Consider the following 25893-nt stretch of genomic DNA (forward strand, 5'->3'; position numbering starts at 1 on the left):
CTTATTTTACATTTAGTTTTACAGTCTGACAAAACTTTGTATGATCTTGTTAAGCTATAGTTTAAAAATATTTCTTCACAATATCTATAATTATTTTGTCATAGATTCAGATGAATTTTACACTTTGCTCCACTATTCATTTGTATTAGATAAATTCGCAAGCTACTTTATTATTGGATAAGATTTGCTTCTTTCCTAGTGCACTTGTGAGTCGAATTAGTATTTTTAAAAATATCCACTTCCACCGAGTGTTTAATTTGACAAAATTATTTATTTGTGCTATAATTTACAGTTACCAATTTATTTAGTATAATAAGATTCTCCTGGCCAGGGGAATCTTATTCTTTTTTATATGGGAGGAAATATGGTATGAAACAAAATGAATCCAGTTTAACTTCCTTAGTATCGGCTTTCGGTCGTGCGTATCATAATAAATATGACACACCCAAAATATTTGATGATTTTATGGTACACAAATTAATTTCCGAAGAAGAGTTTTCAGCTATCAGCAGAAATATGATTAACGGTATTCAGTTTTTCAACAGAGATATGGAGCAAAAATTTAAAGATGATTCAGAGGAAATTTTAAAATGGATTACACAGGTACAACTTTCTCCAACATCCTTAGCGCGGTATGCCTATTGTGAAAAAGTACTACTAAATGAAATTAAATTGGGGGTAAATCAATATGTTATACTTGGAGCTGGTCTAGATACTTTCTGTTTCCGAAATCCAGAGTTGAAAAACAGCTTACAGGTATATGAAATTGATCATCCTGATACACAGGAATTTAAAAAGAAAAAGTTAGAGGATGCTAAACTTAATGTCCCGAATAATCTTCATTTTGTTTCTATGGACTTTACTACTGAATTTTCCTATCAAGATTTAGTAAATGAAGGATTTAATAACAAAAAAACTTTCTTTAGCCTTTTAGGTGTCTCATATTATTTAACTAAAGAGGAAAATGAGGCCTTGATTAAGCATTTATTTGCTAACGTCCCACCAGGTAGCTCTATTGTTTTTGATTATGCAGATGAAAAACTCTTTAAAGAAAAGGGGATATATAATAGAGTTGAAAATATGGTGAAATTGGCTTCAGCAAGTGGAGAGCCAATGAAATCGGGTTTCACTTATGATGAAATAGAGAATATGTTAGAAAAATCGGGTTTACTAATATATGAACATTTAACACCAACTAAGATAAATGAGCTTTTCTTTAAAAATAGGACAGATTATTTGTCTGCGTTTGAGACAATCCATTTTATCCATGCTGTAAAGAAATAATTTTCTACTGTAAAAGGCTCTCAATGATCATTGTCATTGAGAGCCTTTTACTACTTCAATGCGACATTCAAATAACATCGCATATTAACTAGCGATTAATTTTAATTTTTAAAATAAATTTAATTTAATGTATAATGCTGGTAGAGATGGATTGCTTCGAGATGATTACGAAACATCGATAAAAAAGGAGGAACATTCATTGACGAAACAAGATGCAATAACGATAAAAGGGGTTCGAGAAATTGGAGCCAAGAAGTTAGTTGGATTCCGTGTGATATGTGATTCGATGGAGGAATTTGGGAAAGAAATTCCGAAGGCTTCGTTGGAATTAGTTCGGCGGAAAAATGAGATTCATAGACTCGTAGAACCCGTTCAATTAATAGGTGCTTTCAAACCGCAAGAAACTTCCGAAGCGGATGATGGATATTGGGTATGTTTTGAGGTTCATGATTATGAAGCGATTCCCAAGGGGATGGTTACACTTACTGTTCCTCCTCAAAAGTATGCCATATTGCATTTTCAAGGGCACGCTTCGCAGATATTTGGCGTATATTCTCATTTGCATCAATGGATTGAATCGAACGATCACCAAAGAAAACCTAGCAATTGGACACTAGAAATTTATTCTTCATGGAGTGAAGCAGAGGATCAGGTTGATTTATCCCGCATGTAACTGGCAGTAAGACCCCCACTTCAAACCTACGAGGTAAAACCCAGAGAATAAGTGGGGGATCAACTGCCAGTAAATGTCCGATTCGTTCATCTAATAATCAGTTGGGGATGAAGAGAATCCCCACTGATTAAAGATTCACTTTATGTGATCCGATTGTTTAGGGGGATTGAATTTTGAAGATAAAAGGGGCTTCTTGCGAGAATGGTTTTACAGGCTTTAAAGAAATTACTTCATATACAGAGAACATAAAAGAGGAAATGGGTGCTTCTGGTGCTGCGTTGGTAATTTTACAAGACGATAGGATTATGCACGAATGGTACGCTGGGACACATCACTTTGAACAGGGAGCAAGAGAAATCGATGCTGCTTCACGTTTTAATGTATATTCCGTTAGAGTAACTTATATTGGCCTAGCATTAGCGATCGCAGTAAAGGAAGGCTATTTAAAGCTTGATGATAAATTACGTGATTATTTAAATGAGTACGATCCTGAAATTCTTGGAGAAACAACGATAAGACATTTAGTCACACGTTCCACAGGGCTGAAATTTAGAGAGAATAATGTGTTCCGAGTGTTTGATTTAGGAACAAATCTCGAGGGGAAAAGACCAGATCTATTAGCAAAAGTTTTGTACAAGGCTACAGGGTTTACTGTTAATGAATGGATATCAGAAAAAGTATGTAAACAACTAAAATTAGAAAATACGGGATGGGTAACAGAAGGGGAACGTCATTTAGTTTGTGATGTCACTTCCCCTAAAAGCTATCCGACATTAAGAATCGGCTCCAATATAGGAGATGAAAGAAATTTATATGTAAATGCAAGGGAATTGGCCACATGGGGTAATTTACATTTAAATAAAGGGAGATTTGAAGGAAGACAGGTGCTTCCAAGGGAGGTTTTTGACCTTGCTACATCGGTTCAAAGTCCAAACTCTGTTCCCTCTACCTTTCCGAAATTCGGTTTTTTCTGGTGGATAAAAGATGACGATGTAACTTATGAATATAACGAATTAGGCTCAAATTTACCTTATGGTTCCTACCAAATATTAGGAGCATCTGGATGTTCTTGTCTAGTTATTCCTAAGTTCAATGCAGTCGCTGTTCGAATGTATAATAGTTTAAACGAAAGTAAGGATTTTGATTATGTTAAAGACATTCAATCCTTTGGAAATATAGTAGCTTCCAGTTTAGCCAGATTCAGCAGGAGAAATGAAAAATAGAACAACTGAACCGGTGGAGATTCGATGAAAAAAATATACATAATTGGGATTGTAGCAAGTGGAAAAACTACGCTGGCAAAGGAATTATCAAAAAAGCTAAACATACCTTGGTATGAGTTGGATCAAGTTGTCTACAAACAAACCGACGAGGGAAGGTATAAACGGACAACTTCCGAACAGGTAGAAGTTATTATGGAAATAGACAAAAATGAACAATGGATCGTTGAAGGGGTCGACCGTAAATCCTACCGATGTCTGCTAGAAATGTCTGATACGATCATATTTTTGGATCCACCACTTTGGAAGCGGAGGATAAGGATTTTAACTCGTTTTATTAAGCAAAACCTCGGCCTTGAGAAGTGTAACTACATACCCAATACACACATGCTAAAGATGATGTTTAAATGGACGCGTGATTTTGAAAGGGATCGAGCTAACTTTGAGGAGAGATTGCGTTCTTATCATGATAAGGTAATTCGAATATCGGATAATAAAAACGTTTCCCTTTAACTCATTCAAATTTTGGTTAAGGGTATAAAAGTTTGGCACAGGAAATACATAGGAGGGGATTTTTTGAAAGAAAGAACTAAGATCTTAATAGCAAGTATCGGAATGTCATTGTTTATTTCCGTGTTATCGTTAATATGCGCTCAATCGTATTTCAATAGTAAGGAAATTCGCCTTGCGAGTGATCGATGTTATGAAGTCGGTGGACTTCCTAAAGTGAGTAGTGATTATCTTCATTTAAATTATTCGTTTAGCTGCCAAGAAGATAAATAGGCGGCTGGTAAATTTTACGGGAAAAGTGGAGGAGAAAATGGAGAAGGACAAGCTTAATTCATTTATTAATATTGCAGAAAAACTAAATGAAATTAAAATTATCCCATTGTTAATGGGGTCAGTTGGTTTAGAAGTTGTGACAGGAAAGAATTGGGATGCCCAGGATTTAGACATCCATGTACCCGGTGACAAAAGGGGATGGGAAGTGCCACCAGAAGTATCTATCCATAACTGGAATGATATTATGGATGTCATGAATTCGATGGACTATCGCTTGATTGATTTGCATGAACATGAATTTTTAAAAGATGGGTTATCCGTTGAGTTTGGTATTATTGACACGTTACCAACTTTTGCAGGAATAGAATTAGAGGATTTAGAGATACATCAAGCTGGTGGGGTACAGTATTATTTACTAAATCCGAAGCAATATTTATCTGTTTACGAGTCTTCATCAAAAGATAGTTATCGATCAGATAAAAATAATAATAAGGATTTTAGAAAAATAGATTATTTGAGAAGTATGATTGAACGTGATTGAAACTTTGACGTTAAGCTGAAAACATTGCTTTAGAGATGGTTAACGTAATTTGCATATAATCAGAGGAGAGAGAGAGGTTGGTTTCGATTAAGTATTCTTTGTACGGCGCATTCGTTTTCATCGTATTATACATCGTTGGCTAAGTTATGATGGCTTCGGAATTTTGATCCATTTGTTCGAGTGGAGCACTTGGTACATATTACCTTGGATCGCATTGTATTGGTTTATACAGTTTGTAAAAAATAATCAAAGTAGATAAGGCTTTATTTCTATTTTAAGATGTAAATTATATATTCCCTCAAAGCACAAAATGAAAATTAATGTTATAGTTGGAAAGGTTAAATGAAAAGAGAGTAGGTGGCACCATGATTGAAATAAAAACATCGTCAGTAAGTGATGGAGAATTTAATAGAGGGGTATTTGCTACATGTGATATTAAAAAAGGTGTGCTTTTACATGAAGCTCCTGTAATTTCTTATCCAAACGACCAGCATGAACATATTGAGAAAACCTTACTTGCTGATTATGCATTTGAGTACGGGATAAATCATACTGCTATCCTTTTAGGCTACGGAATGTTGTTCAACCATTCTTATGAACCGAATGCGGTTTATGAGATTAATTTTGACAATGATACATTTGACTTTTATGCTTATACAGATATAAAAGCGGGCGATGAAATTCTAATTAATTATAACGGTTATGCTGACGATAAAGAATTGCTTTGGTTTGATCAGGAATAATATGGCTGTGTGTCATGAAGCCTTGAAATAGGTGTATATTATCCGTATTAAGAGCTTGGGGAGATCCTAAGCTCTTTGCTTTTGCGAAATTTCTATACCTGTCATTAGGAATGGCTTGTTCATTGCTCACAAATTTTAAAATAAAACAAGACTAGAAATGATTTTGCATCATGGTAAAATGATTAAATCAGTGTGTAGAGATATTGGTTCATGAAATTGGCCAAAAATATATGTCATTATGATACAGGGTAACTATATGGATAAAGAAGACAGACTGCCTCAAAATCCAAAAGAAGGTATCTTATTTTTATTGATTATTTCAATAATTTCAGTAAACACAATCGCGCCTATCATTATGGAAATGGAACAAGGGTTCAGTATAAGTAATTATTTAGAAACCTTAAAGATTGTTCCGTTTTTATGGGTTATCGTTGTTTTATTAGTAAGATTGGTTGCAGAACCGCTTGTTCATAAAATGATGCCAATATTTGTAGGAAAAACAGACGGATTTAATGCTCGGATACTATTAAATACCTTATTAAACGTCACGATCCTGTCGATTCTACTTACGATTATTGGTACCTGGGTTGGGATGAAACAAATTAGTTTGGAGCCTTTTCAAACTTTCTTCCACAGTTGGTTTCGAAACTTTGGTATTGCATTTTGGATTGAATTGTTAATCGCACAGCCAATAGCGAGGTTTGCGATGAAAAAATTACACGCAAGACAGGGAAGAAAAGTAGAAGCAGTAAATTAATCGAATGTTAAATATATTACAATGCCGATGGAGTTGATGAAACTTATCGGCTTTTTTTCTTATCCCGCTTATCTGTACAATAAGGATTCACCAATGACCAACAATTTTCCTCGGGTAAAGTTTCATAAATAATCCTCGCGTTCAATATTCCCAATAAAAATGAGATATCATTTTTGAATCGTATGTTAATATTGAAAATATAGAATAACAACCAAAGGGGAATTTTATGAGTAACAAGAAAAAACGCATCTTGTGGCGTATTGCCGGAGTAATGGGTATCATTGTGGTTTTTGTTGGTTTCATGACTTGGCTTTTTCCATACTCTCCATTTAGTATTCATAAAAATTATGCATATCAACCGTACTTTATATCATTTGACGGTAAGAGTTATGAAACTATTTTAAATGATTTTAGAGATTCTTACGAAGAAGATTTGGAGGCTGATTTGGAGAACAAATACCCAAACCTAACCATACATCGAACAGAAGCTATTCTTTCGTTTTTTGAAAAAGAATGGTTAATGAGTAAGGATCCTGTACCCATGGATGAAATTGATTTAAGCACAATGCTATTCGAGGTAGAAAATGTTAAAGATACATTGTTTAACCTCTTCGTGCAAGAGGATTATGAGAATGAAGAAAAAGAATATCTGGTTCAATGCATGAGACAATTAGAATCAGTAGAAGACCAGATTATTAAATTGCAGAATGATAAATTTGCCTCTAAAAAACAGCTGAATCGTCAATTTGATAATCTTTATGGAGATTTTTTGAATAGCTTTAAAAGCTATGTTACCTTTTATGATTATTCAACCCAAATGTAATTCGGATAACTGTACTTAGTTGGAAGGGAGGTCGGAAAGTGGTTTCTAACCGTCAAACTCTGGTAAAATCAATTCATAATATATTTGAAAAGTTAGCTGGAGCAGGGTTCTTATTATCTATCATGTCATTATTTTTATTGCTATCATCTGATGTCGATGATATGTATGAATTTGCTAATGGAATTTCTGATTTCTTTCCATGGGTTGTTGGTTTTAGTTTATTTACATATGTGATTGATTATCTCGTATTTAAGTTTTTAAACAACAGGAATACCATAAAAATTATTTTGTATATGGCTTTCGGTTATTTGATTTTTATGGTTAATCCAATGAATGTGTTTATGCTCTTGATGGGTGTAATGGGACTAATATGTTCTCTTATATTATATTTCGGGAATCGTTTGGCACAAAGTTCTAATATTTTCACCTATGGATTTTCCATTGTTGTCCTTATCCCGCTATTTATCATAATAAATATTGATTTTACAGAAAAAGAAGGCTGGAAAGAAGTAAGTTCTTCCTCTACTTTTGAAGCAACGTTTGATAACTTTAATGGAAAACATGAAATTCCCATTCCATTACGGGAAGGGGATACATTAACGTTTTATACTACCTTCAACAATGAAAATGGAGGAGGCCATGGCCTCTATATGTTAAACGAGAATGATAGAAAAATTGGAATGAAGGAAAGAAATGAAAATGAGCTACAATATTACGCTGACCAATCAGGTGTTTATCGAATCGTAATAATAGGTGATGACGTAAAGGGGAGTTTTACTGTCAATTGGAAAATAGAATAATTAGAATTTGATGGTAGCTTCATTATAGATGCTATACATCACAAGGAAGGAGTGATACCGTTGAGTACAACGGTGCTATTCATTCATAGTGCTGGTCCTCAAGGAGCGAATCAAGGAAGTAGTAACTTAATAGCATATTTAGAAAAAGCATTAAAGCACGATTTCAATTTTGTCTATCCAAACATGCCGTCACCAGAGCAACCGGCGTATCTTGAGTGGAAGAAGCAAGTTGAAAATGAGCTTCATTCTCTTACTGGAGAAGTTATTTTAGTTGGGCACTCGTTAGGTGGATCTGTTCTTTTAAAGTACTTATCAGAAGAATCATATACCGCAAAAATCACTGGCTTATTTGTTATTGCAGCGCCTTACTGGGGAATGGACGAAAATTGGCAGCTGAAGGACTTTGTCCTCCAAAATGATTTCGAACAACACTTCAAAGATGTACCACAACTATTCCTTTATCATAGCCGAGATGAGGAAATCGTACCCTTTGCACACCATTTAGCATACGCAAAAAAACTTCCACAAGCACAAAAACGCCAACTCGAAGGGACACAGCACTTATTCCATAATGGCTTACCTGAATTATTGCAGGATATAAAAAGCTTATCAATGACGTAGATGGTATTGTCGTTCAATAGAGTTTTTGGCCCCTAACAAGGAGATAGCGTTTATGATTAATATATTTTTTGGATTCCTGTTCATATTTTTTAAAACTAATTTAAGCTTTCTAGATATCGGGATTACATATTCCATAACGAATGTAATTGGGTATATTTCCATATTTTTTGGTCTAAAGGAGCTTGGGAGAGAGCATAAGCGCCTTGTAAAGCTAAAGCCGTATGTCATCTTTATGGTTGTTTATAGTAGTGTCTTTTTCCTATTGAATGTTACTGGAAACTCACCAGTGAAGCTGGGGATGTCATCGGCACTCCTATCATTTATAGCTATTGCAGGGCTCTTCTGCATGATAGCGGGGATGTTTATGGTATTTTATATTATTTCCGCTTTTTTGGAAGGATTAGATGGTGAAGTCGGTAGATACGATTCGATGCGGAGATTAGAAAAAGTGTATAAAGCAATGATGTCATTATTTTTCATTGCAGGAATCTGTTTTTTCTTTTTCCCATTTCTAGCCAAGCCTATGATGGCAATCTTACTGTTAACAAAAGGTTTGTTTTTATATGAATTTTATCAGGTGTTCATCAGGGGAAGGAAAGTTTGAGTTAATTTTCCCTGTTCAATCAAAAAGGAAATGAAAACCATCCTCCACTTATAATAGGTACCTCAAAGGGAATACTATGAAAAAAATAAGTGGGAGGCTATAAATTTGAGTGCAAATCAGACGGCAGTATCTATTTTCGCATTGGGCGGTTTGAATGAAATTGGAAAAAATATGTATGCAATTGAATATGGCAACGATATTGTGATTATTGATTGTGGCAATAAATTTCCGGATGAGAGTTTGTTAGGAATTGATTTGATTATCGCGGACACCACCTATTTGGTAGAAAATATAGAAAAAGTCAAAGCTTTAATTGTCACCCATGGTCATGAAGATCATATTGGTGGGATCCCATTTTTCTTAAAAAATATCAATGTACCTGTTTATGCATCTCGTTTCACACTAGGCTTAATCGAACTCAAATTAAAAGAGCATAAGATCTTACGAGAAAGTAAACTGGTCGAAATAGATTCTAACTCCGACCTTAACATTGGCGAGATGAAAATAAACTTTTTCAAAGTGAACCATAGTATCCCAGATTGCTTTGGAGTTGTTTTTCATACGCCGGAAGGGAATATTGTACATACAGGTGATTTTAAGTTCGATTTAACACCTGCCAATAAAGAACACTCCGATTTTCATAAAATTGCTCGTATTGGTGAAGAAGGAGTTTTACTTTTATTGTCGGAGAGCACCAATGCAGAACGCAAAGGGTGGACTCCATCGGAACAAATGGTAGCAGAACACTTAGATGTCACGTTTATGAAGGCGGAGTATAAAATTGTTGTTTCTACCTTTGCATCGAATGTTAGTCGGATTCAGCAAGTCGTAAATGCAGCGCAAAAAACCAATCGAAAGCTGGCATTGCTTGGGAGATCGATGGTAAATGTTGTGAAAGTTGCGATGGATCGTGGCTATTTAACCGTTCCAGATGGGATGTTAATCGATCAAAAGGAGATTAATGACTTGCCGCCAGAAAAGGTGACCATCCTATGTACGGGAAGCCAAGGAGAATCACTAGCAGCGCTTGCTCGTTTGTCGACTGGAAACTTCCGGGGCGTCGATATATTACCTGGAGATACGGTGATTCTTGCAGCAGGTCCAATCCCGGGTAATGAAAAAAATGTAACGAGCATCGTTGATAATTTATATGAGCTTGGAGCAAATGTCATTTATGGTTCAGGAAGTACTTCTGGCATGCATGTTTCTGGACATGGCTACCAAGAAGATTTAAAACTGATGCTCACATTAATGAAACCAAAATATTTCATTCCAATTCACGGGGAACATAGAATGTTACACCATCACCGAATGCTCGCTGAATCGGTTGGCGTGGAAAAGGGCAACACTTTTATTTTAAATAATGGAGATGTGGTTGAAATTGAAAATACCAAGGCCCATCAAACCACGAAAATACCAGCTGGCAATACGTATGTAGATGGTGGAGAGGTCGGCACGATGGAATTCGTCCTACGTGATCGTAGACAAATTTCAGAAGATGGAATGCTCATGATCATTTTAACGATGAGTAAAGCGGATGGGAAGCTATTGGCTGAGCCGGAAACCTTTTCACGAGGATTTATGGATAAAAGGTTTTCCGAATTCCGTAAAGACCTTATTAAGCTTACGAAAAAGAACCTAAACGAGCTCCAAGAAGGGAAAAAGTACTCACGTAATGGAGTGAAAAAACAACTAAAAAGATCAATCCGAGAATTTATTTATAGTCGCACGAAGAAAGAGCCGATGATTGTGCCGATATTGATTGAAGTATAAAGTGGGTTGAGAGAAATTATCGTTACAACAGATGAAGTTCATGAGGTAAGTAAAAAAAGAAGAAGTGGCACCAAATATAGATAACCGGTTCCGTTTAGAGGAGTACACTGGTTAATTAACAGGGAAATCGCACAATAATTCACAAACGAATTCATTGTGCGATTTTATTGATGGAATTGTTTTAATGAATGTTATCATGCTGAATAACACCAAAATCACCCATGTATACAATTTGATGACAGAATATTATAATATAATTATTACTTTAAAAAGCTACAGGAATCGTCATAATGATTGTCCCTTTATTAATAATAATCAACTATAGTAGAGAAGTTGGACAGTAACTCTGAATGAAAGCTTATTTAACTAATGGAAGGATAGTGGAAGGAGAGAAGCATCATACATAAACAGAACAAAGGACCCAATAAGCCTTTTAATGACGCAATGGAACATATGAATCATATTCAAGGTTACCCAATTAATAAAAGAGGAAAATTGCCCTTGCCTATTAAGATAATAGGTGTTTGTTTATTCGGTGCAATGTTCTTGATGATACTAATCGGGCTAATTGCCAATTTTATAATCAACTAACCTTTTAAGATTGATATCGAATGTTAGGAGGCTCTAAAAACTGTCATATCTTTTTAGTCGAAGAAGTGTAGTAAAGTTAGGAGGGTTTTATGTTTCAAAGAAATTTTTATCTATTTTTCGTTATCATCATCTTGTTTGTAACATCTTGTTCGGAGGCTAATCAGTCTTATGCTGGAGAAAGTGAAAATTGGAAGGTTAATTATGGAAGAAATGAAACAATGGTAATCGTTTATAGTGGAGAAAAACCTCCACCAGAAGAAAAAGTCAACATATCTATTGAACAGAGGACATCCTTATTAACTACAAATATTTATCTTACTGATGGTGGAATAAATAAACAAAATGTTTCATTCAATTATTCTCCTAATGTAGCAGACGTTAAGATCCGTATTAAATGGGATGGGAAGTCCGAAAATGTGATTTTAAAAGAATTAAATCCTTAAAGAATTTCTCGCAGTATTATGTTTGCATCACAAAATAGAATTATAGACTGAATTAATAAATCACCTCAACTGTGAAATTATATAGATGAGGTGAATCAAATGAATAAATTAACTGCTGTCATTGTGATTAGTTTTATAAGTGTTTTATTGTCTTATCCCGTACAAGCGGAAGAACCAAAGGATACGATTGACAAAGATTTTGGTATCGACCTGTCAGGGTACGAAATCCATTCTATTGGCTCGTTTAATCAACTTGGTGATAAAATTACTCCACTAGCGCACCTTTACTTCAGAATTTTGGAACAAGAGAAAGAGTGGATCGGTGAACCTCGCTTTTACACAAAAGGAGATAGTGGATATATCCACATTTGGAAAAAAGACGGTACCAATGTTCTCTATCAGGTTGAACAAGGACCAAATGGTATGTGGGAGATTACCGATATAAAACGAAAGAAAATAGACCGAATACCTGTACCAAAGACACTATTAAAAGAGGTTTTAATTGAACAGCTAATGGATCCAATAGCGAAAGCGATAAAAGAACACTATAAGCCTAAACTTTGGTACATGGGTTTTGAGAAAGTTATTAAAATAAAGAAAGATGAAACAGAAAATGTTTATTATGTAACTGTACAAGTTCAAACATTTGAAGGTGCTCATAACCCTCCATATGGAGAAGAAACGATAACCTTTCGAATAAAAGGGAGTGAGATTCATGTTTCTGATTACAAGCATAGGGACATCCCTGAAGAGGAATGGTCAAAGTTAGAATTGCGATAGATCCTTCATCATAGATTAACTTAATCATGTATTTCATTGAAACTTTGTGTTGTGCTAATATAATCACCAAATACTTGAATAAGGGGTTTTACTCCCTTTTGGTTTTAACAAATTGAACAAACCAATATAACGCTATCCAAGGTAATACATAACGTGTCGCCCATTCAATAGAGCCGCCAATAAAATAATAAGCATTATAACCAATCAAGTTTAGTATAAAAAATACTATTACCAATCCAATTGTTCCATATAATAAATATCTCATTTCTTCTGCACTCCTTGTTTCGATTGAATTGCTCAAGAGCGTGCGCTCCTAATAAAAATTAATGCAACATTGCACTTAGTGCTATTTTCTATCTAATAAATAACTTAAAATAAACAGGTCTACTGTTTTGATCATCCCTGTGGTTTGGCTATTGCAACCGTTAGTTTTCTCCAATAGCGTTTGTCTTCATCACTTTGTTTAAAACCACGTGACTCGTAAAAGGGTATGCCTAGTTTATTGCCTTCTTGTACAGAAACATATTGTTCAGTTGCTCCTTTTTTTATATGTTCTGTTGTAAATGCATTTAGGAGCTTTGTGCCAATTCCTTTATATCTATACGATTCATCGATATAAAAAACATAAATTTCACTGATATCTGGCTCAGATATGGTTCCACCAATTGTTCCTACAACCTTGTCATCTGCGATTGCTACGTGAGTATATGTTCCTTTCATAATATCCTCATGAACTCGTTTATGGTTATACTAATATTCTACATTTTTATTTTGATATTCCTCACTATAAATCCCTTGAACAGTTTGCCGCCAGCCTATGGAACAAATTTTACTTATCTCTTTTGTATGTTCTGAAGATGCTCTAACTATTGATATATTCATGTATAACACCTCCGAGTTTTTATGTAGATAATTCTATTATTGATCGTTTCATTTGTTAGAAGAGTAAACTGAAATTGTAAAAGTTTTTCGTTGTTGTTCAAGTTCAACCTTACAATTCAATCCAATGCCTTGGTCTTTCTAAATAACTTGGTATTTTAGTATGAACATCTCCAACTGCTGAATTGATTTGTGACTGTGTAATAAAGAGAACTTCAGACAAGTCAGCACCACTTAAATCAGCGTCTCTAAGGTCAGCGCCAATAAAATCAGTTCTCCTCAAATCACTTTGGCTTAAATTTGCCGCTATCATTAGTTTCCCACGAAAATCTTCGCCTTGTAGATTTAACCCCTTTAAATTCGCCCCTAAATAGTCTGGCTTTTTCTTTAAACCGTTCTTTTTACCTTTGTTATTCCAGTTTGCTCTATACATTTCACTTGACTCTATTAACAGAGCGTTGACCTTGCTTCTATGTGCTGTTATATCAATTTTTAAAATTTCTTCTGGCTTTTTTATGGTTAGTTCAATCGTTTCTTCATAAATCTTTTGCAGGCAATTTTGTATCGATAGTGTTTCCTTTAAAGTAAGAGTTTGTTGGAGATACCAGAGCATTTCATACAGCTGTTGAACAAGAGGAAATACAGCAAACATTTCCTCTGCATGTTCAGATTCTTCACGCCAATCTTTACCTTTATAAATCGACTGTGAAACATGCTGACCAGCTCCAAAACACTCATAAGAAACACAACCACGAAAGCCTTTCTCCCTCAATTGTTCGTGTATAGTGCACAAGTTATTTGAACATAAATTACGGCAAGGATCTCCAACATCTTTGTTATAAGGAAAATCAGATGATTTTCCATAAGGTAACGCTACACAACATAATCCAAAACAATTTTCACAATCCGATTTTAATTCATTAAACATTTCACAGCACTTCCTATAACACACATTTATTTTTTTGCTTTGTGAATTTAATAGTTAAAGTCTTCTTTTATTGACCTGGCATGTTAGCTTAATAACTTCTAACTAAATACTAACATAATATTCAAAAAATAAAATCAAGATTTAAACACAAAAGAAGGTGACACAAAAGAAACACTTTCTTTAAGTATTGCCCTGTTAACGCAAAAAGACGCTCTTTTATTTACTGGTAAACCCTTTTCCGAGAACTTTTTTTATTTAAATCAACAAAGACTACAAGGTTTCCATTGGTATCCGTCTTCGTGTTATTAAAAGTAACAGAATAAACTTGGTCTTTGTCATAATTTATATCAATTGATGCTTTGATATCATCATTTACAAGTACTTTTTTTACAGTTGAATCCTTTGGGCTTACAGGAATTAACGCACTTTCTTCATCAGTTAAATTATTGAAAGCTACCATCTCAATTGGCATTTGGTTCTTGGTCTTTGATGCAGAATAGAAAGAAGCTATTTCTATAACCATAAATAGTAAAAGTATCCCTAAAATCCCAATAATAAGAAGTTTAATTGATTTCTTCATAATACTTCTCCCTTCAAACCTTGTTAAACAATCCTGCCCCCGATGGTAAAAAAGATCTCCTTGTTGTGGTTCAGCCCTCGTATGAAATACTAATTCATTCTGTTTTTATATATAAGCTAATCCAACTCCATTAAGTAGCTTGTTATTTTATTATAATATATTTTGAATATTATGTTAGTATATAGGTAAGAGTTATTGAATTTACAAAGCGAAGCAGGCATGGAAAATAGTTGGCTGAGGGTCGTTTCCCTGACAAAGCAGCTTTTTGGGAGATTAACGGTATTTAGGGGGATGGATATGGAGTTATTTACTACTATAATTGTAGTAGTTATTATTTCTGGAATGATATTTCTTATGGCAAGAGGTTTTTTAGCGGAATCCTTTTGTCCAGGTAAAGTGGTTCGATATATTTTGCTCTTTATTATAGGGGCTTTTGTAGGCGGTTCCTTACTTTATATATACTCCGATTTAGGAATTGAATCGGATGCTCTTCGGAAATTTGGAAATGCGGCCTCGATTCTATTTGTAATTTGGTTGGAATTAAAAAAAGAAGATGAGAATTCGGAGCGGGAAACTAGTAAAGCTTCGGACATGAAGTTATTACGTGTGCTTCCGATTAGTTTTGTTGTAATTTCGATTGTACCTTTATTTGTTACGTTTAATTGATGGAACGTTGACTATATTTTTAACTCAACTTTTAAATGGTTGATATGTTAAAGGATATCAAAATAGAATGAAGTAACTTTCGAAGACGTATGTAATCGAAGACCGATTCCGTAAATGGAATCGGTCTTTTTGGAGCCTAGTTTGATCCGTTATTGTAAATTCTTCAGTTCCTCCAATAATTGATCAGTCCGTTTAGCGTTTCCCTCTGCAAAATTCTGAAGTCGCTCTTTCAACTCTGGATTACCATGGATTCGGTCTGAAGCAATTAAATATTTTCTCATCAGCTTTACTTCCATATCATGTGAGCTTTGTAAGATATGTCTTAAATTATCTGTGCTTAAATGATCTTCGCGGTCAAAATCTCTATCGTAATCTTGATCATGATTCAAGTAACATCACCTCATTTTTTATTTAATTTTTGCTTTCCATCAACAATTATACTTACAGAAATGAATTAGATTTATTGAAAAAGGAAATGGTACCGCGGTCGATTTGTTATGCATTTATTTAGAAATTTCTAATCATAACCCATTATTGTTATGTTAATATGATTGAGGAAGTCCTTTTTCTTTGTTGGTCAAATAAAGCGGTAATAGAGATATTTTTAGAAAAGTAAACGTAGTGACGAAAATGGGGGAGAAGTATGGATCAGAACAAGTACATAAAGTTTTTTCGAATATTTGTTGTCGTGGCTTTGGTGATTAGTTTGTTGACGAATTTTGGATTGTTAACGAAATTAGATGAGTTAGAGAATCAAGTTCAGACGTTGGGACACGTACAAGAAGATATTTTACGAAATGTAAATGATCAAACTAATCGTATCCAAAGTGAAATAAATGATATGAGAGAAGAACAAAGCTGGATTAGTAAGATTGAGATGGAAGTGGATGAAGAAAAGATGACAGGTGGGCAATCGGAAGCCGCTTTTAATTGGCAGGTCAAGGAAATGCCTCGTGATGGGGAGGTTATCTTTAATTACAGCCTGGGTGAAGATGAAGATGAGGAATTTATATCGGTTCCAGCAGAAGAATTAGAACAAGGAGTGTTTCGAGCACAAGTTCCTTTCGATATAGAATTGGAGCCAATGTGGAATAATACCATTCTAAATTCCAATACGAACTCCCTAGAAGAAATGAGCAAACGAGAATATGAAGAAAGAAGGAATCAACATACCATTCAATACTTCGTTTCTGTATCAAGCGATGAAAGTCTCAAAAGTAGCGATATTCACACCGAAGATCTAGGACACTTCGGATCAAGACAGTATGGATCGATTCAAACCGATATTGACTTATATGAGGATATGGTTAATATAACGCTATTTCAGCATAAGGTAAATGAATCATCTGTAGAAGTTGATGAGGCATATCTTCTTAAGTACGAAGATGAAACATTGGTTGAGGAAGAGGAAATGGTTGTAACCGATGAACACGAATCCGACCCGATGACTCGTTTATTTCATTTGAATGAGATAGAAGCATCCGAAGAAATGCAGTTGGTGATTCGTGTGGTCTACAGTAATGGGGATGAATTTGAAAGGGTTGTTTTTAATCATAACTAGATTGAGAAAATGAAAAAAGATGAAGGTGTCAGTCTTACTTTACTAGATTGCTAGTATTATGGGGAACTGGCACCTTTTTGGTTCGAAAAGGTTGCTTTTATTTTTCTTATTGTTTATAATAACTATAATATTCTGAACATACTGTACGGTCAGTGTGTTAATTTGAGGTGAGTGGATGGATTTTTCATATTCTGATAAAGTACTGAAATTGCAACAAGAGCTAGAAAACTTTATGGAATCATATGTTTATCCAAACGAAAAAGTGTATGAACAACAGCTAAATTTACAAGAGAGTCGCTGGTCCAGTGTTCCACCTATAATGGAAGAATTAAAGCAAAAAGCGAAATCTCAAGGGTTATGGAATTTATTTTTACCAGACAGTAATAATGGTGCTGGTCTTTCTAATCTTGAATATGCACCGCTGTGTGAAATAATGGGACGCTCGATGATTGGGCCCGAAGTATTTAACTGTAATGCACCAGATACAGGAAATATGGAGGTTATAGACCGCTATGGAACCGACTATCAAAAAAGACAATGGCTAGAACCATTGCTTCGAGGGGAAATTCGTTCCTGCTTTTCTATGACAGAACCGGATGTAGCCTCTAGTGATGCAACGAATATAGAAGCTAGTATTATTCGTGACGGTGATGATTATGTTATTAATGGGCGCAAATGGTGGTCATCTGGTGCAGGAGATCCTCGCTGTAAAATTGCAATAGTTATGGGAAAAACAGATCCCAATGCTGCCAAACATGAACAGCAATCGATGATTCTTGTCCCACTTGATACACCAGGAGTAAAAGTGGAACGAATGCTTTCTGTCTTTGGTTATGACCATGCACCACATGGACACGCAGAAATTAGCTACGATCATGTTCGAGTTCCAGCATCCAATATGATTTGGGGAGAGGGAAAAGGCTTTGCGATTGCTCAAGGTCGACTCGGTCCTGGACGAATTCACCATTGTATGCGGCTGATTGGTGCAGCAGAACGAGCACTTGAAGAATTATGTAAGCGTGTACAAAATAGGGAAGCTTTTGGAAAAAGTTTAGCCCGTCAAGGTGTTATTCAAGAATGGATTGCAGAGTCCCGGATAGATATTGAGCAAGCACGGCTATTAACCTTAAAAGCAGCTTATATGATGGATACAGTCGGTAATAAAGAGGCAAAAACGGAAATTGCTATGATTAAGGTCGTTGCACCAAGTATGGCGTTACGTGTTATCGATCGAGCGATTCAAGCCTTCGGTGCTGCTGGGGTTAGCGATGATTTTACACTTGCAGCCCAATGGGTAAATGCTCGAACCCTACGGTTAGCTGACGGACCGGATGAGGTTCATCGTAGGCAAATCGCAAATTTGGAACTACGAAAATATGAAACAATTACATTATAAAGGGGAGTAAATCACATGCATATTTTGGATTTATTTAAACTAGATGGAAAGACAGCAATCGTAACTGGTGGTGGTCGAGGATTGGGAGCACAAATTGCCAAAGGTTTTGCCGAAGCCGGTGCAAATGTAGTGGTTTGTTCGCGAAAGCTTGAAGCGTGTAAAGCGATGAGTGAGGAAATCAAACAGTTAGGCGTAGATGCTTTAGCTATTAAATGTGACGTGACGAATCCGGAAGATGTCAAACAATTGGTTGAGGAAAGTGTTGAACGTTTTGGGTCGATTGATATTTTAGTAAATAATAGTGGAGCAACATGGGGAGCACCAGTCGAAGATATGCCAGTTGAAGCATGGCAAAAAGTTATCGATGTCAATGTAACCGGGACTTTTTTAATGAGTCAAGAGGTGGGCAAAATCATGATCAAACAGGAGCAAGGCAAAATTATAAATATTGCTTCCATTGCTGGATTTGGAGGTACCCCTCCATTTATGCAGACGATTGGCTATAACACGAGCAAGGGTGCAATTATGACCTTTACGAAAGATTTAGCAGTTAAATGGGGGCAGTATAATATTAATGTTAACGCCATTGCACCGGGATTCTTTCCAACGAAAATGTCTAAAGTGTTGATTGATCACGGAAAAGACGCGATCTTAGAAGGAACACCATTAAATCGCCTAGGTAGTGAATCTGACCTAAAGGGTGCTGCATTATTTCTAGCGTCCAAAGCTTCTGATTATGTGAGTGGGGATATCCTTACGGTTGACGGTGGTGCACACGCTTTTTAGAGGTGAATTTGATAGACGTTGTGAAAAGTTACTAAAAAACACAGAGTGGGGATTTCATATGAAGGATAAAATTACAGAGCAAAGCATTGTGCTTTTTGAGAAAAAGGGATTCAATCAAACGTCTATCCAGGATATTGCTGATGCGTTAGAGGTTACGAAAGGTACATTTTATTATTACTTTGCTAGTAAAGAGCAATTATTAATGGATATTCATCTTGACTATATTACCAATCTATTAGCGAGACAGCAACGAATTTTAGATAACCACTACATTAAGCAAAGGGAAAAGCTGACAAAAATAATCCACTTGCTGATTGCAGATATCAAGGATAAAGGAGCGAGCGGACGTGTGTTTTTTCGAGAGATGCGTCATTTAGCTGCAAATCATATTGATGAGATAAAAACACAACGAGAGCAATTTCGTTTAAACATTGAAAAGGTCGTACGAGATGGTGTCGAGAATGGAGAGTTTCGGGAGGATCTTCGGCCAGATATTATTGCATTTGGCATATTAGGAGTAACCAATTGGAGCTATAACTGGTTTAACCCAGATGGAGAAGTATCCACTGATGAATTAGTAGAAATTTTTGCCCAGATGATCTTGTCAGGTATTGATAAATAGCCTAGTTAATATTGTGTTGAGGAGGTGTGAAGGTGGAAATTCGTGTACGTGTTGGAGAAACAGATGCATTAGGCCATATCAATAATGCGAGTTATTTTATTTATATGGAAGAAACGCGAATTAACTTTTTGCAAAACTTGGGAATTGATATTGAAAGTAAACATTTTGCTTTTCTACTTGCATCAACCAAATGTGATTATATCCAGCAAGGTTATTTCGGGCAAACCTTAAACATAGACACCTCCGTTTCACGCATAGGCACGAAAAGTTTGACGTTACTAAGTGAAATGTATGAAAAAGAATCAGGGGATCTAATTGCGAGGGGAGAAGCAACATTGGTGTATTTTGATACGCTTCGCCAGCAATCCGTTGAAGTACCTGAATCATTTAAAACAAAACTACAAGCCTATTGTTGAGTATGTAGGGAGGAATTTCGATGGGTGCATCATTTAATGATACGATTCAAGTTCGTAAAGGAGAAGAATTAAATCGTGAGACATTGGCTCACTTCATCCAAGCACATATTCCTAATGTACCAGAAGGAAATTTGGAGATTGAACAATTTGGGGCAGGGCATTCTAATTTAACCTATTTGTTACGCATTGGTTCTTGGGAAGCAGTGTTACGGCGGCCACCACTAGGTCCGGTTGCTCCAAAAGCCCATGATATGGGAAGAGAATATACGATTTTGTCTAGCTTACATCCGCACTATTCAGTAGCACCACGACCATATATTTTTTCAGAGAACCAGGATATTGTTGGTAGCCCCTTTTTTATCATGGAACGAAGAAAAGGGATTGTTCTCGATACGGATTTCCCCGAGGGCATTACGTATAAGCCTTCTTTGGGTCAACAAGTCTCCAAGGTTATGGTAGATAAATTAGTAGAATTACATCATGTAGATTACAAGCAAACGGAATTAGTGAATATTTCTAAGCCAGATGGATTTATGGAACGACAGGTTATAGGGTGGATCAAACGCTATGAACGCGCAAGAACAGATGACATACCGAATGTTAATCGGTTGACTAAATGGTTGGAAAAAAATATACCGGTATCTCCTGAACCGACAATCATTCATTATGACTATAAGTTAAATAATGCCATGTTTGATTCCGAATTTACCGAGATGACGGGATTATTTGATTGGGAGATGACAACAATCGGTGATCCACTTGCAGATCTTGGAGCAGCGATGAGTTATTGGATTCAAGCTGATGATCCAGAAATATTAAAACGAGGTTTAGGTAAACCACCGGTAACGGTAAGGGATGGGTTCTTTACTCGTGAAGAATTCATCGAAGATTATGCTAGAAAAAGTGGGCGAGATGTAACGAATATCCACTTTTATATGACTTTCGCCTATTTTAAACTAGCAGTGATTTGTCAGCAAATTTTTTATCGATATAAAAGAGGACAGACGAGTGATCCACGATTTGCTCATTTTGATCAATTCGTACAAAACTTGATTGATTATGCGTTAACTACGGCAAAGGATGGGTGACATATTGTGAACGTTCATCTTCTTTGGAAAAAGGAAGAAATAGGAGACAAAATGAATGAAGAAAAGGTTGCGGTTGTATTTGATGTATTATTAGCAACTTCGACGATTGCAGCTTGCTTTTTCCACGGGGCAAAGAAAGTTATTCCGGTATTGGATGAAGCAGAAGCGAGATCAGAAGCAATGAATTATTCTCCAGAAGAAGTTTGCTTAGTAGGAGAATACAATGGCAAGACGATTGATGGTTTTTTGGATCCGTATCCACTTTTTTTAAAACATCATGTACATGGGAAAACAGTGATTTTATCTACTACAAATGGAACCATGGCTATTCGTAAATCAGCCTCTGCAAGGAAGGTCTATATAGCTTCCTTGCTAAATGGGGCATCTGTTGCTCAAGCGCTGCGAAAAGAATATAAGAATGAAACGATCGTAATTGTATGTTCCGGGTCTCGAAACAGATTTTGTCTGGAGGATTTTTATGGCGCAGGCTATTTCATTGATTACTTAGTAAGGAATAGCGGTGATGATATTGTCAATCTAACCGATAGTGCACGTGCAGCACAGCTTTTTTATGCCAATATTGGGAATCAGGCTTTACCTATTTTAAGGCAGTCTCACGTTGGGAAAATGTTAGAAAACGTTGGACTAACGGAAGAGTTGGAATTCGTTAGTCAGAGAAATGTTGTATCTGCAGTACCACAATATAGTCATGGCATCGTTGTAGCAGAGAAAGTAGATAACCATCAAAAAATGAAAAAATAAGGTTAGAGGAGGAGTTAGTAATGAAAGCAGTACAATTTACAGAATACGGCGGACCTGAAGTACTAGAGGTAATCGAAATGGAACAACCGGTGCCGAGAGAAAATGAAGTGTTACTAGAGGTAAAAGCAATAGGGGTAAATTATGCTGATACGGCACGGCGGGAAGGAAAATATGTCGTACCTACAAAACTACCATTTATTCCAGGTACTGAAGTTGCTGGTGTCGTAGCTGAAGTAGGTGAAAATGTCCGAGGCGTAGAAAAAGGTTCTGGAGTTGTCACGTTACTAGAGTCTGGTGGGTATGCAGAGTATGTGCAGGTTCCTGCGAGGAGTTTAATTCCAATTCCTCACGATGTATCCTTTGAAAAAGCGGTCGCATTGCCACTTCAGGGGTTGAGTGCTTATCATATTTTAAAAACGATGGGACGCCTGGAAGAAGGAGAGACTGTCCTTGTACACGCCGCAGCAGGTGGTGTTGGTTCATTAGCTGTACAATTAGCGAAAATATTTGGTGCAGGAACCGTTATTGCTACAGCAAGTACAGAAGAAAAGCTAACCTTTGCTAAGGAAATGGGAGCAGATCATCTTGTAAATTATACAGAAGATAATTGGGTAGAACAGATCCGTGACCTTACCGATGGAAAAGGGGTCGATGTTGCACTCGAAATGGTTGGAGGGGATGTATTTCATCAAACGACAAAATGTCTAGCCGCCTTTGGGCGTTTAGTAATTTATGGTGCAGCTAGTGGGGAGCAGACTACCTTTCACCCATCCGCGTTAATGAAAAGAAATCAGTCAGTGATTGGCTTCTTTTTACCACAAATTATGAAAAAGCCGAAGTTATTTCAACAGAGTTTACATGATCTATTAAGCTATGTTAGTAGTGGAAAGCTAGAAGTTACGGTTGGTGGGACGTTTCCACTGGCAGAAGCAGCGCATGTGCATTCCTTAATGCAGGGAAGAAAAACGAAAGGAAAAATCGTGTTGACGGTATAATAATACCTTGGTTGACGAAGGGGGCCGTCCCCCTTCGAACAGGATAGAAGTTTTCTATATGCTATTCAACTTAATGTAAGCGTTATCAATAAAGGAGGAATTAGAATGGAAAAGGTTTGGTTAAAAGCGTATCCAGAGCACATAGCAAAGGAAATTGAAATACCAAATATTTCGGTACCAGATATGTTGCAGCGTACGATAGCGAATTATGCTGACCATAAGGCAATTCATTTTTATGGAAAAGAGTTTAGTTATCAAGAACTTGGTGCCCAAACTGGTGCATTTGCTTCGGTGCTACAGGAGGATCAGTTCGTTAAGGGTGATCGTGTGGCAATTATGCTTCCGAATTGTCCACAATATGTGATTAGTTATTATGGTACATTACTTGCCGGCGGTACAGTTACCCAAGTAAACCCGATGCTTGTTGGCAAAGAACTAGAACATATATTGACGGATTCCGGTGCAGAGACCATTGTTATTTATGAACCTTTACTACCAGTGTTAAATCAAATCCTTGATCATACCTCGGTTAAACGAATCATTAAAGTGAACTTAGAAGGTCGTGACACAGATGATGGTCTTGTTGTAGGTTTTACCCAATTTCTAAAAAGTGCAACCAAACTTCCAGAACCTGTTGCTATTGACCCACAAGAAGATGTAGCCGTATTGCAATATACTGGTGGTACAACAGGCCGTTCAAAAGGAGCAATGCTCACCCATCGTAATGTAATTGCCAATGTTGTTCAGGTTTACGAATATTTTAAAGATGTCATCGAACCGGGGAAAGATCGGTATCTCACCGTTATTCCTCTATTTCATGTATTTGGTATGACATCCTGTATGAATCTTTCCATTTATTCTGGCTCCATGAGTATTATGCTTCCACGATTTGATTTAGAGGAAGTACTACAAACAATTAAGAACTTACAACCTACCTCTTTCCCAGGAGTTCCTACCATGTATGTAGGAATCACCAATCATCCAAAAGCAGAACAATACGGAATTGATAGCATTCGACTCTGTAATAGTGGAAGTGCACCAATGCCTGGTGAATTACTTCGTTCCTTTGAAAAAAAGACAGGTGCTAAAATTTTAGAAGGGTATGGGCTTTCTGAAAGCTCACCAGTAACGCATTGTAATCCTTCCTTTTCAACTAGAAAACCGGGAAGTATTGGGATTGGCATTCCATCTACGGAATACAAGATTGTTGATTTGGCAGAAGGAACGGAGGAGGTTCCGGTTGGTGAGTTAGGTGAAGTAATCATTAAAGGGCCGCAAGTAATGAAAGGGTATTGGAATATGCCGCAGGAAACAGAGAATGCGCTTCGTGATGGTTGGCTTTATACCGGTGATATTGCTCGTGTTGATGAAGACGGTTACGTGTACATTATTGACAGGAAAAAAGATCTCATCATTGCTGGGGGCTTTAATATATATCCACGGGATGTGGAAGAGGTAATTTACGAGCACCCTGCTGTGATGGAAGCTGTGGTCGTTGGTATTCCCGATGCATATCGCGGGGAAACGGTGAAAGCAGTTGTGGTTTTAAAAGAAGGCGCATCCTGTACACAAGAGGAACTTATTGCTTATTGCCGAGAAAATATGGCGGCATATAAAGTACCACGTGTGGTTGAATTTAGAGATGAACTACCTAAAACCAACGTCGGAAAAATTTTGCGGAGAGCGATTCGCGAAGAAAGCATGTAATAACTAGTCTAAGCATTGTTAGGGGCAATTCGGTTCCTAACAATGCATACCGTTAAACATACTAACCAGTTAGTTAAGATAGGAGGATATCAAATGGAAATAAATAAAATTCAAAAAGTAGCCGTAATTGGTGCCGGTTCCATGGGTCACCAAATTGCCATGCTATGTGCATTAGGAGGTTTTGAAACCTATCTCCAGGATATTGATGATAGGTCGTTAGAAAAGGCGAAAGAGCAATTAGAGGTTCATATGACTCGGTGGGTACGAAAGGAAAAAATTACGGAGAAGGAAAAGGTTAATGCTTTTTCGAATCTCTATATGACAACAAGTATCGAGATGGCAGCAGAGGATGCAGACCTTGTCATTGAAGCAGTTGTGGAAAAACTAGATGTAAAACGAGAAGTGTTTGCTAAACTTGATCAAATCGTACCAAAGCATGCTATTTTAGCAACAAATAGTTCAACCATTGTTAATTCCAAAATTGCAGATGTTACGAAAAGACCAGAAAACGTTTTAAACATGCACTTCTTCTTTCCACCACTTGTAATGGATTGTGTGGAAGTAGTGATGAGTGACAAAACATCGAAGGAAACAGCCCAAACTGCGATGGATTTTTGTGAGCAAATTGGACGGACAGGAGTTCTTTTAGAAAAAGAAATCTATGGATTTATTGCGAACCGTCTCCTATTTGCGCTTTCCAAAGAAGCGATGTACTTATATGAAAATGGCTATGCGGATTTTAAAGCGATTGATACGATTGCCAAAAAAGCGTTAAGTCATCCACTAGGGCCCTTTGAGATTGCAGATCTTTCGGGAATCGATGTTGGCTATTATGCCAATATGCAGTTATACCAGGAAACAGGTGACCCAAATGACAAACCTGCTAAAGTTGTAGAAGAAAAAGTGAAGGCTGGTCATCTTGGACGTAAAACCGGTAAAGGCTGGTACGACTATACGATAGAAAAAGCAATCAAGTAAAGACAGATATCGTTATCCAGCATGTAACAGGCAGTAAGCCCACACTTTCGAAGTCTAAGGAAGCGAAGAAGTTTAGGTGGGGGGCGGGTAACT

Annotated in this window: 31 protein-coding genes and 1 pseudogene; 26 read left to right on the top strand and 6 right to left on the bottom strand. The window is 36.5% G+C overall.

What is annotated here, in order from left to right; genetic code table 11:
• The first annotated feature begins 369 nt into the window (after positions 1 to 369).
• The 6 genes from BMX40_RS15725 to BMX40_RS15750 all read left to right on the top strand — a co-directional run bounded on the left by BMX40_RS15725 (position 370) and on the right by BMX40_RS15750 (position 4501).
• Positions 370 to 1284 (top strand): class I SAM-dependent methyltransferase, encoded by a 915-nt coding sequence (locus BMX40_RS15725; protein ID WP_090871669.1) that lies wholly within the window; start codon positions 370 to 372, stop codon positions 1282 to 1284.
• 199 nt (positions 1285 to 1483) lie between these two features.
• Complete coding sequence (locus BMX40_RS15730) at positions 1484 to 1957, top strand: GyrI-like domain-containing protein (protein WP_244513603.1); 474 nt, start codon at positions 1484 to 1486, stop codon at positions 1955 to 1957.
• A gap of 173 nt (positions 1958 to 2130) precedes the next feature.
• Positions 2131 to 3180, top strand: coding sequence for a serine hydrolase domain-containing protein (locus BMX40_RS15735; RefSeq protein ID WP_244513604.1), 1050 nt, complete (start codon positions 2131 to 2133; stop codon positions 3178 to 3180).
• 24 nt (positions 3181 to 3204) lie between these two features.
• Positions 3205 to 3690 carry an AAA family ATPase gene (locus tag BMX40_RS15740; protein ID WP_090871673.1) on the top strand — a complete coding sequence of 162 codons (486 nt, stop codon included), beginning with the start codon at positions 3205 to 3207 and terminating at the stop codon, positions 3688 to 3690.
• A 63-nt stretch (positions 3691 to 3753) separates the two neighbouring features.
• On the top strand, positions 3754 to 3960 hold the full coding sequence (locus BMX40_RS15745; RefSeq protein ID WP_090871675.1) for a hypothetical protein: 207 nt from the start codon (positions 3754 to 3756) through the stop codon (positions 3958 to 3960).
• A gap of 37 nt (positions 3961 to 3997) precedes the next feature.
• On the top strand, positions 3998 to 4501 hold the full coding sequence (locus tag BMX40_RS15750; RefSeq protein WP_090871677.1) for a phosphoribosylanthranilate isomerase: 504 nt from the start codon (positions 3998 to 4000) through the stop codon (positions 4499 to 4501).
• 10 nt (positions 4502 to 4511) lie between these two features.
• On the opposite strand, the gene BMX40_RS20805 is transcribed toward BMX40_RS15750, so the two are convergent.
• Positions 4512 to 4634 (bottom strand): hypothetical protein, encoded by a 123-nt coding sequence (locus BMX40_RS20805; protein WP_280139682.1) that lies wholly within the window; start codon positions 4632 to 4634, stop codon positions 4512 to 4514.
• A 232-nt stretch (positions 4635 to 4866) separates the two neighbouring features.
• Here BMX40_RS20805 and BMX40_RS15755 point away from each other — a divergent pair, with 232 nt between their 5' ends.
• The 9 genes from BMX40_RS15755 to BMX40_RS15795 all read left to right on the top strand — a co-directional run bounded on the left by BMX40_RS15755 (position 4867) and on the right by BMX40_RS15795 (position 12436).
• Positions 4867 to 5244 (top strand): SET domain-containing protein, encoded by a 378-nt coding sequence (locus tag BMX40_RS15755; protein ID WP_090871679.1) that lies wholly within the window; start codon positions 4867 to 4869, stop codon positions 5242 to 5244.
• Between the two features lie 256 nt (positions 5245 to 5500).
• Positions 5501 to 6001 carry a DUF2798 domain-containing protein gene (locus tag BMX40_RS15760; RefSeq protein WP_090871681.1) on the top strand — a complete coding sequence of 167 codons (501 nt, stop codon included), beginning with the start codon at positions 5501 to 5503 and terminating at the stop codon, positions 5999 to 6001.
• Positions 6002 to 6227: 226 nt separating this feature from the next.
• Positions 6228 to 6824, top strand: coding sequence for a hypothetical protein (locus tag BMX40_RS15765; protein WP_090871684.1), 597 nt, complete (start codon positions 6228 to 6230; stop codon positions 6822 to 6824).
• A gap of 38 nt (positions 6825 to 6862) precedes the next feature.
• Positions 6863 to 7624, top strand: a complete 762-nt coding sequence (locus BMX40_RS15770) for a hypothetical protein (RefSeq protein ID WP_090871686.1) — start codon at positions 6863 to 6865, stop codon at positions 7622 to 7624.
• A 51-nt stretch (positions 7625 to 7675) separates the two neighbouring features.
• Positions 7676 to 8245 (top strand): alpha/beta fold hydrolase, encoded by a 570-nt coding sequence (locus tag BMX40_RS15775; protein ID WP_244513606.1) that lies wholly within the window; start codon positions 7676 to 7678, stop codon positions 8243 to 8245.
• Positions 8246 to 8297: 52 nt separating this feature from the next.
• Complete coding sequence (locus tag BMX40_RS15780; RefSeq protein WP_090871690.1) at positions 8298 to 8849, top strand: hypothetical protein; 552 nt, start codon at positions 8298 to 8300, stop codon at positions 8847 to 8849.
• A gap of 171 nt (positions 8850 to 9020) precedes the next feature.
• On the top strand, positions 9021 to 10622 hold the full coding sequence (locus tag BMX40_RS15785; protein ID WP_425287865.1) for a ribonuclease J: 1602 nt from the start codon (positions 9021 to 9023) through the stop codon (positions 10620 to 10622).
• A gap of 680 nt (positions 10623 to 11302) precedes the next feature.
• Positions 11303 to 11656, top strand: a complete 354-nt coding sequence (locus BMX40_RS15790) for a hypothetical protein (RefSeq protein WP_090871695.1) — start codon at positions 11303 to 11305, stop codon at positions 11654 to 11656.
• A gap of 99 nt (positions 11657 to 11755) precedes the next feature.
• On the top strand, positions 11756 to 12436 hold the full coding sequence (locus tag BMX40_RS15795; RefSeq protein ID WP_090871697.1) for a DUF3888 domain-containing protein: 681 nt from the start codon (positions 11756 to 11758) through the stop codon (positions 12434 to 12436).
• An 88-nt stretch (positions 12437 to 12524) separates the two neighbouring features.
• Here BMX40_RS15795 and BMX40_RS15800 read toward each other — a convergent pair whose 3' ends face one another.
• From BMX40_RS15800 to BMX40_RS15815, 4 genes and pseudogenes are all read right to left on the bottom strand, one after another.
• Positions 12525 to 12737, bottom strand: a complete 213-nt coding sequence (locus tag BMX40_RS15800) for a hypothetical protein (RefSeq protein WP_090871699.1) — start codon at positions 12735 to 12737, stop codon at positions 12525 to 12527.
• A 95-nt stretch (positions 12738 to 12832) separates the two neighbouring features.
• Positions 12833 to 13165, bottom strand: a pseudogene (locus BMX40_RS15805) (GNAT family N-acetyltransferase); the annotation flags it as partial.
• 262 nt (positions 13166 to 13427) lie between these two features.
• Entirely contained in the window at positions 13428 to 14243 is an 816-nt protein-coding gene (locus BMX40_RS15810) for a pentapeptide repeat-containing protein (RefSeq protein ID WP_090871701.1), read from the bottom strand.
• A 220-nt stretch (positions 14244 to 14463) separates the two neighbouring features.
• Positions 14464 to 14823 (bottom strand): hypothetical protein, encoded by a 360-nt coding sequence (locus BMX40_RS15815; protein ID WP_090871703.1) that lies wholly within the window; start codon positions 14821 to 14823, stop codon positions 14464 to 14466.
• Between the two features lie 297 nt (positions 14824 to 15120).
• Between BMX40_RS15815 and BMX40_RS15820 the strand changes: the two genes are divergently transcribed.
• Positions 15121 to 15489, top strand: coding sequence for a hypothetical protein (locus BMX40_RS15820; RefSeq protein ID WP_090871705.1), 369 nt, complete (start codon positions 15121 to 15123; stop codon positions 15487 to 15489).
• Between the two features lie 149 nt (positions 15490 to 15638).
• Here BMX40_RS15820 and BMX40_RS15825 read toward each other — a convergent pair whose 3' ends face one another.
• Complete coding sequence (locus tag BMX40_RS15825; RefSeq protein ID WP_090871707.1) at positions 15639 to 15878, bottom strand: hypothetical protein; 240 nt, start codon at positions 15876 to 15878, stop codon at positions 15639 to 15641.
• A 254-nt stretch (positions 15879 to 16132) separates the two neighbouring features.
• Between BMX40_RS15825 and BMX40_RS15830 the strand changes: the two genes are divergently transcribed.
• The 10 genes from BMX40_RS15830 (at position 16133) to BMX40_RS15875 (ending at position 25800) form a co-directional block, all read left to right on the top strand.
• Entirely contained in the window at positions 16133 to 17050 is a 918-nt protein-coding gene (locus tag BMX40_RS15830) for a hypothetical protein (protein WP_090871709.1), read from the top strand.
• Positions 17051 to 17225: 175 nt separating this feature from the next.
• On the top strand, positions 17226 to 18446 hold the full coding sequence (locus BMX40_RS15835) for an acyl-CoA dehydrogenase (RefSeq protein ID WP_090871711.1): 1221 nt from the start codon (positions 17226 to 17228) through the stop codon (positions 18444 to 18446).
• Positions 18447 to 18461: 15 nt separating this feature from the next.
• Positions 18462 to 19232, top strand: coding sequence for an SDR family oxidoreductase (locus BMX40_RS15840; RefSeq protein WP_090871713.1), 771 nt, complete (start codon positions 18462 to 18464; stop codon positions 19230 to 19232).
• Between the two features lie 58 nt (positions 19233 to 19290).
• A complete protein-coding gene (locus BMX40_RS15845) occupies positions 19291 to 19854 on the top strand; it encodes a TetR/AcrR family transcriptional regulator (protein WP_090871715.1) in 564 nt (187 codons plus the stop codon).
• A 32-nt stretch (positions 19855 to 19886) separates the two neighbouring features.
• Complete coding sequence (locus BMX40_RS15850) at positions 19887 to 20270, top strand: acyl-CoA thioesterase (RefSeq protein WP_244513610.1); 384 nt, start codon at positions 19887 to 19889, stop codon at positions 20268 to 20270.
• Between the two features lie 20 nt (positions 20271 to 20290).
• Positions 20291 to 21358: a phosphotransferase family protein gene (locus BMX40_RS15855; RefSeq protein WP_090871719.1), complete on the top strand. Its 1068-nt coding sequence runs from the start codon at positions 20291 to 20293 to the stop codon at positions 21356 to 21358.
• A 6-nt stretch (positions 21359 to 21364) separates the two neighbouring features.
• The gene (locus BMX40_RS15860; protein WP_244513612.1) at positions 21365 to 22120 is read left to right on the top strand and encodes a 2-phosphosulfolactate phosphatase; all 756 of its coding nucleotides are present in this window, start codon (positions 21365 to 21367) and stop codon (positions 22118 to 22120) included.
• 20 nt (positions 22121 to 22140) lie between these two features.
• A complete protein-coding gene (locus tag BMX40_RS15865; protein ID WP_090871724.1) occupies positions 22141 to 23115 on the top strand; it encodes a quinone oxidoreductase family protein in 975 nt (324 codons plus the stop codon).
• A gap of 105 nt (positions 23116 to 23220) precedes the next feature.
• Positions 23221 to 24822: a long-chain-fatty-acid--CoA ligase gene (locus tag BMX40_RS15870; RefSeq protein ID WP_090871726.1), complete on the top strand. Its 1602-nt coding sequence runs from the start codon at positions 23221 to 23223 to the stop codon at positions 24820 to 24822.
• Between the two features lie 93 nt (positions 24823 to 24915).
• On the top strand, positions 24916 to 25800 hold the full coding sequence (locus BMX40_RS15875; protein WP_090871728.1) for a 3-hydroxyacyl-CoA dehydrogenase family protein: 885 nt from the start codon (positions 24916 to 24918) through the stop codon (positions 25798 to 25800).
• Positions 25801 to 25893: the final 93 nt, after the last annotated feature.

The organism is Oceanobacillus limi, from assembly GCF_900111445.1.
Lineage (GTDB): Bacteria > Bacillota > Bacilli > Bacillales > Amphibacillaceae > Ornithinibacillus > Ornithinibacillus limi.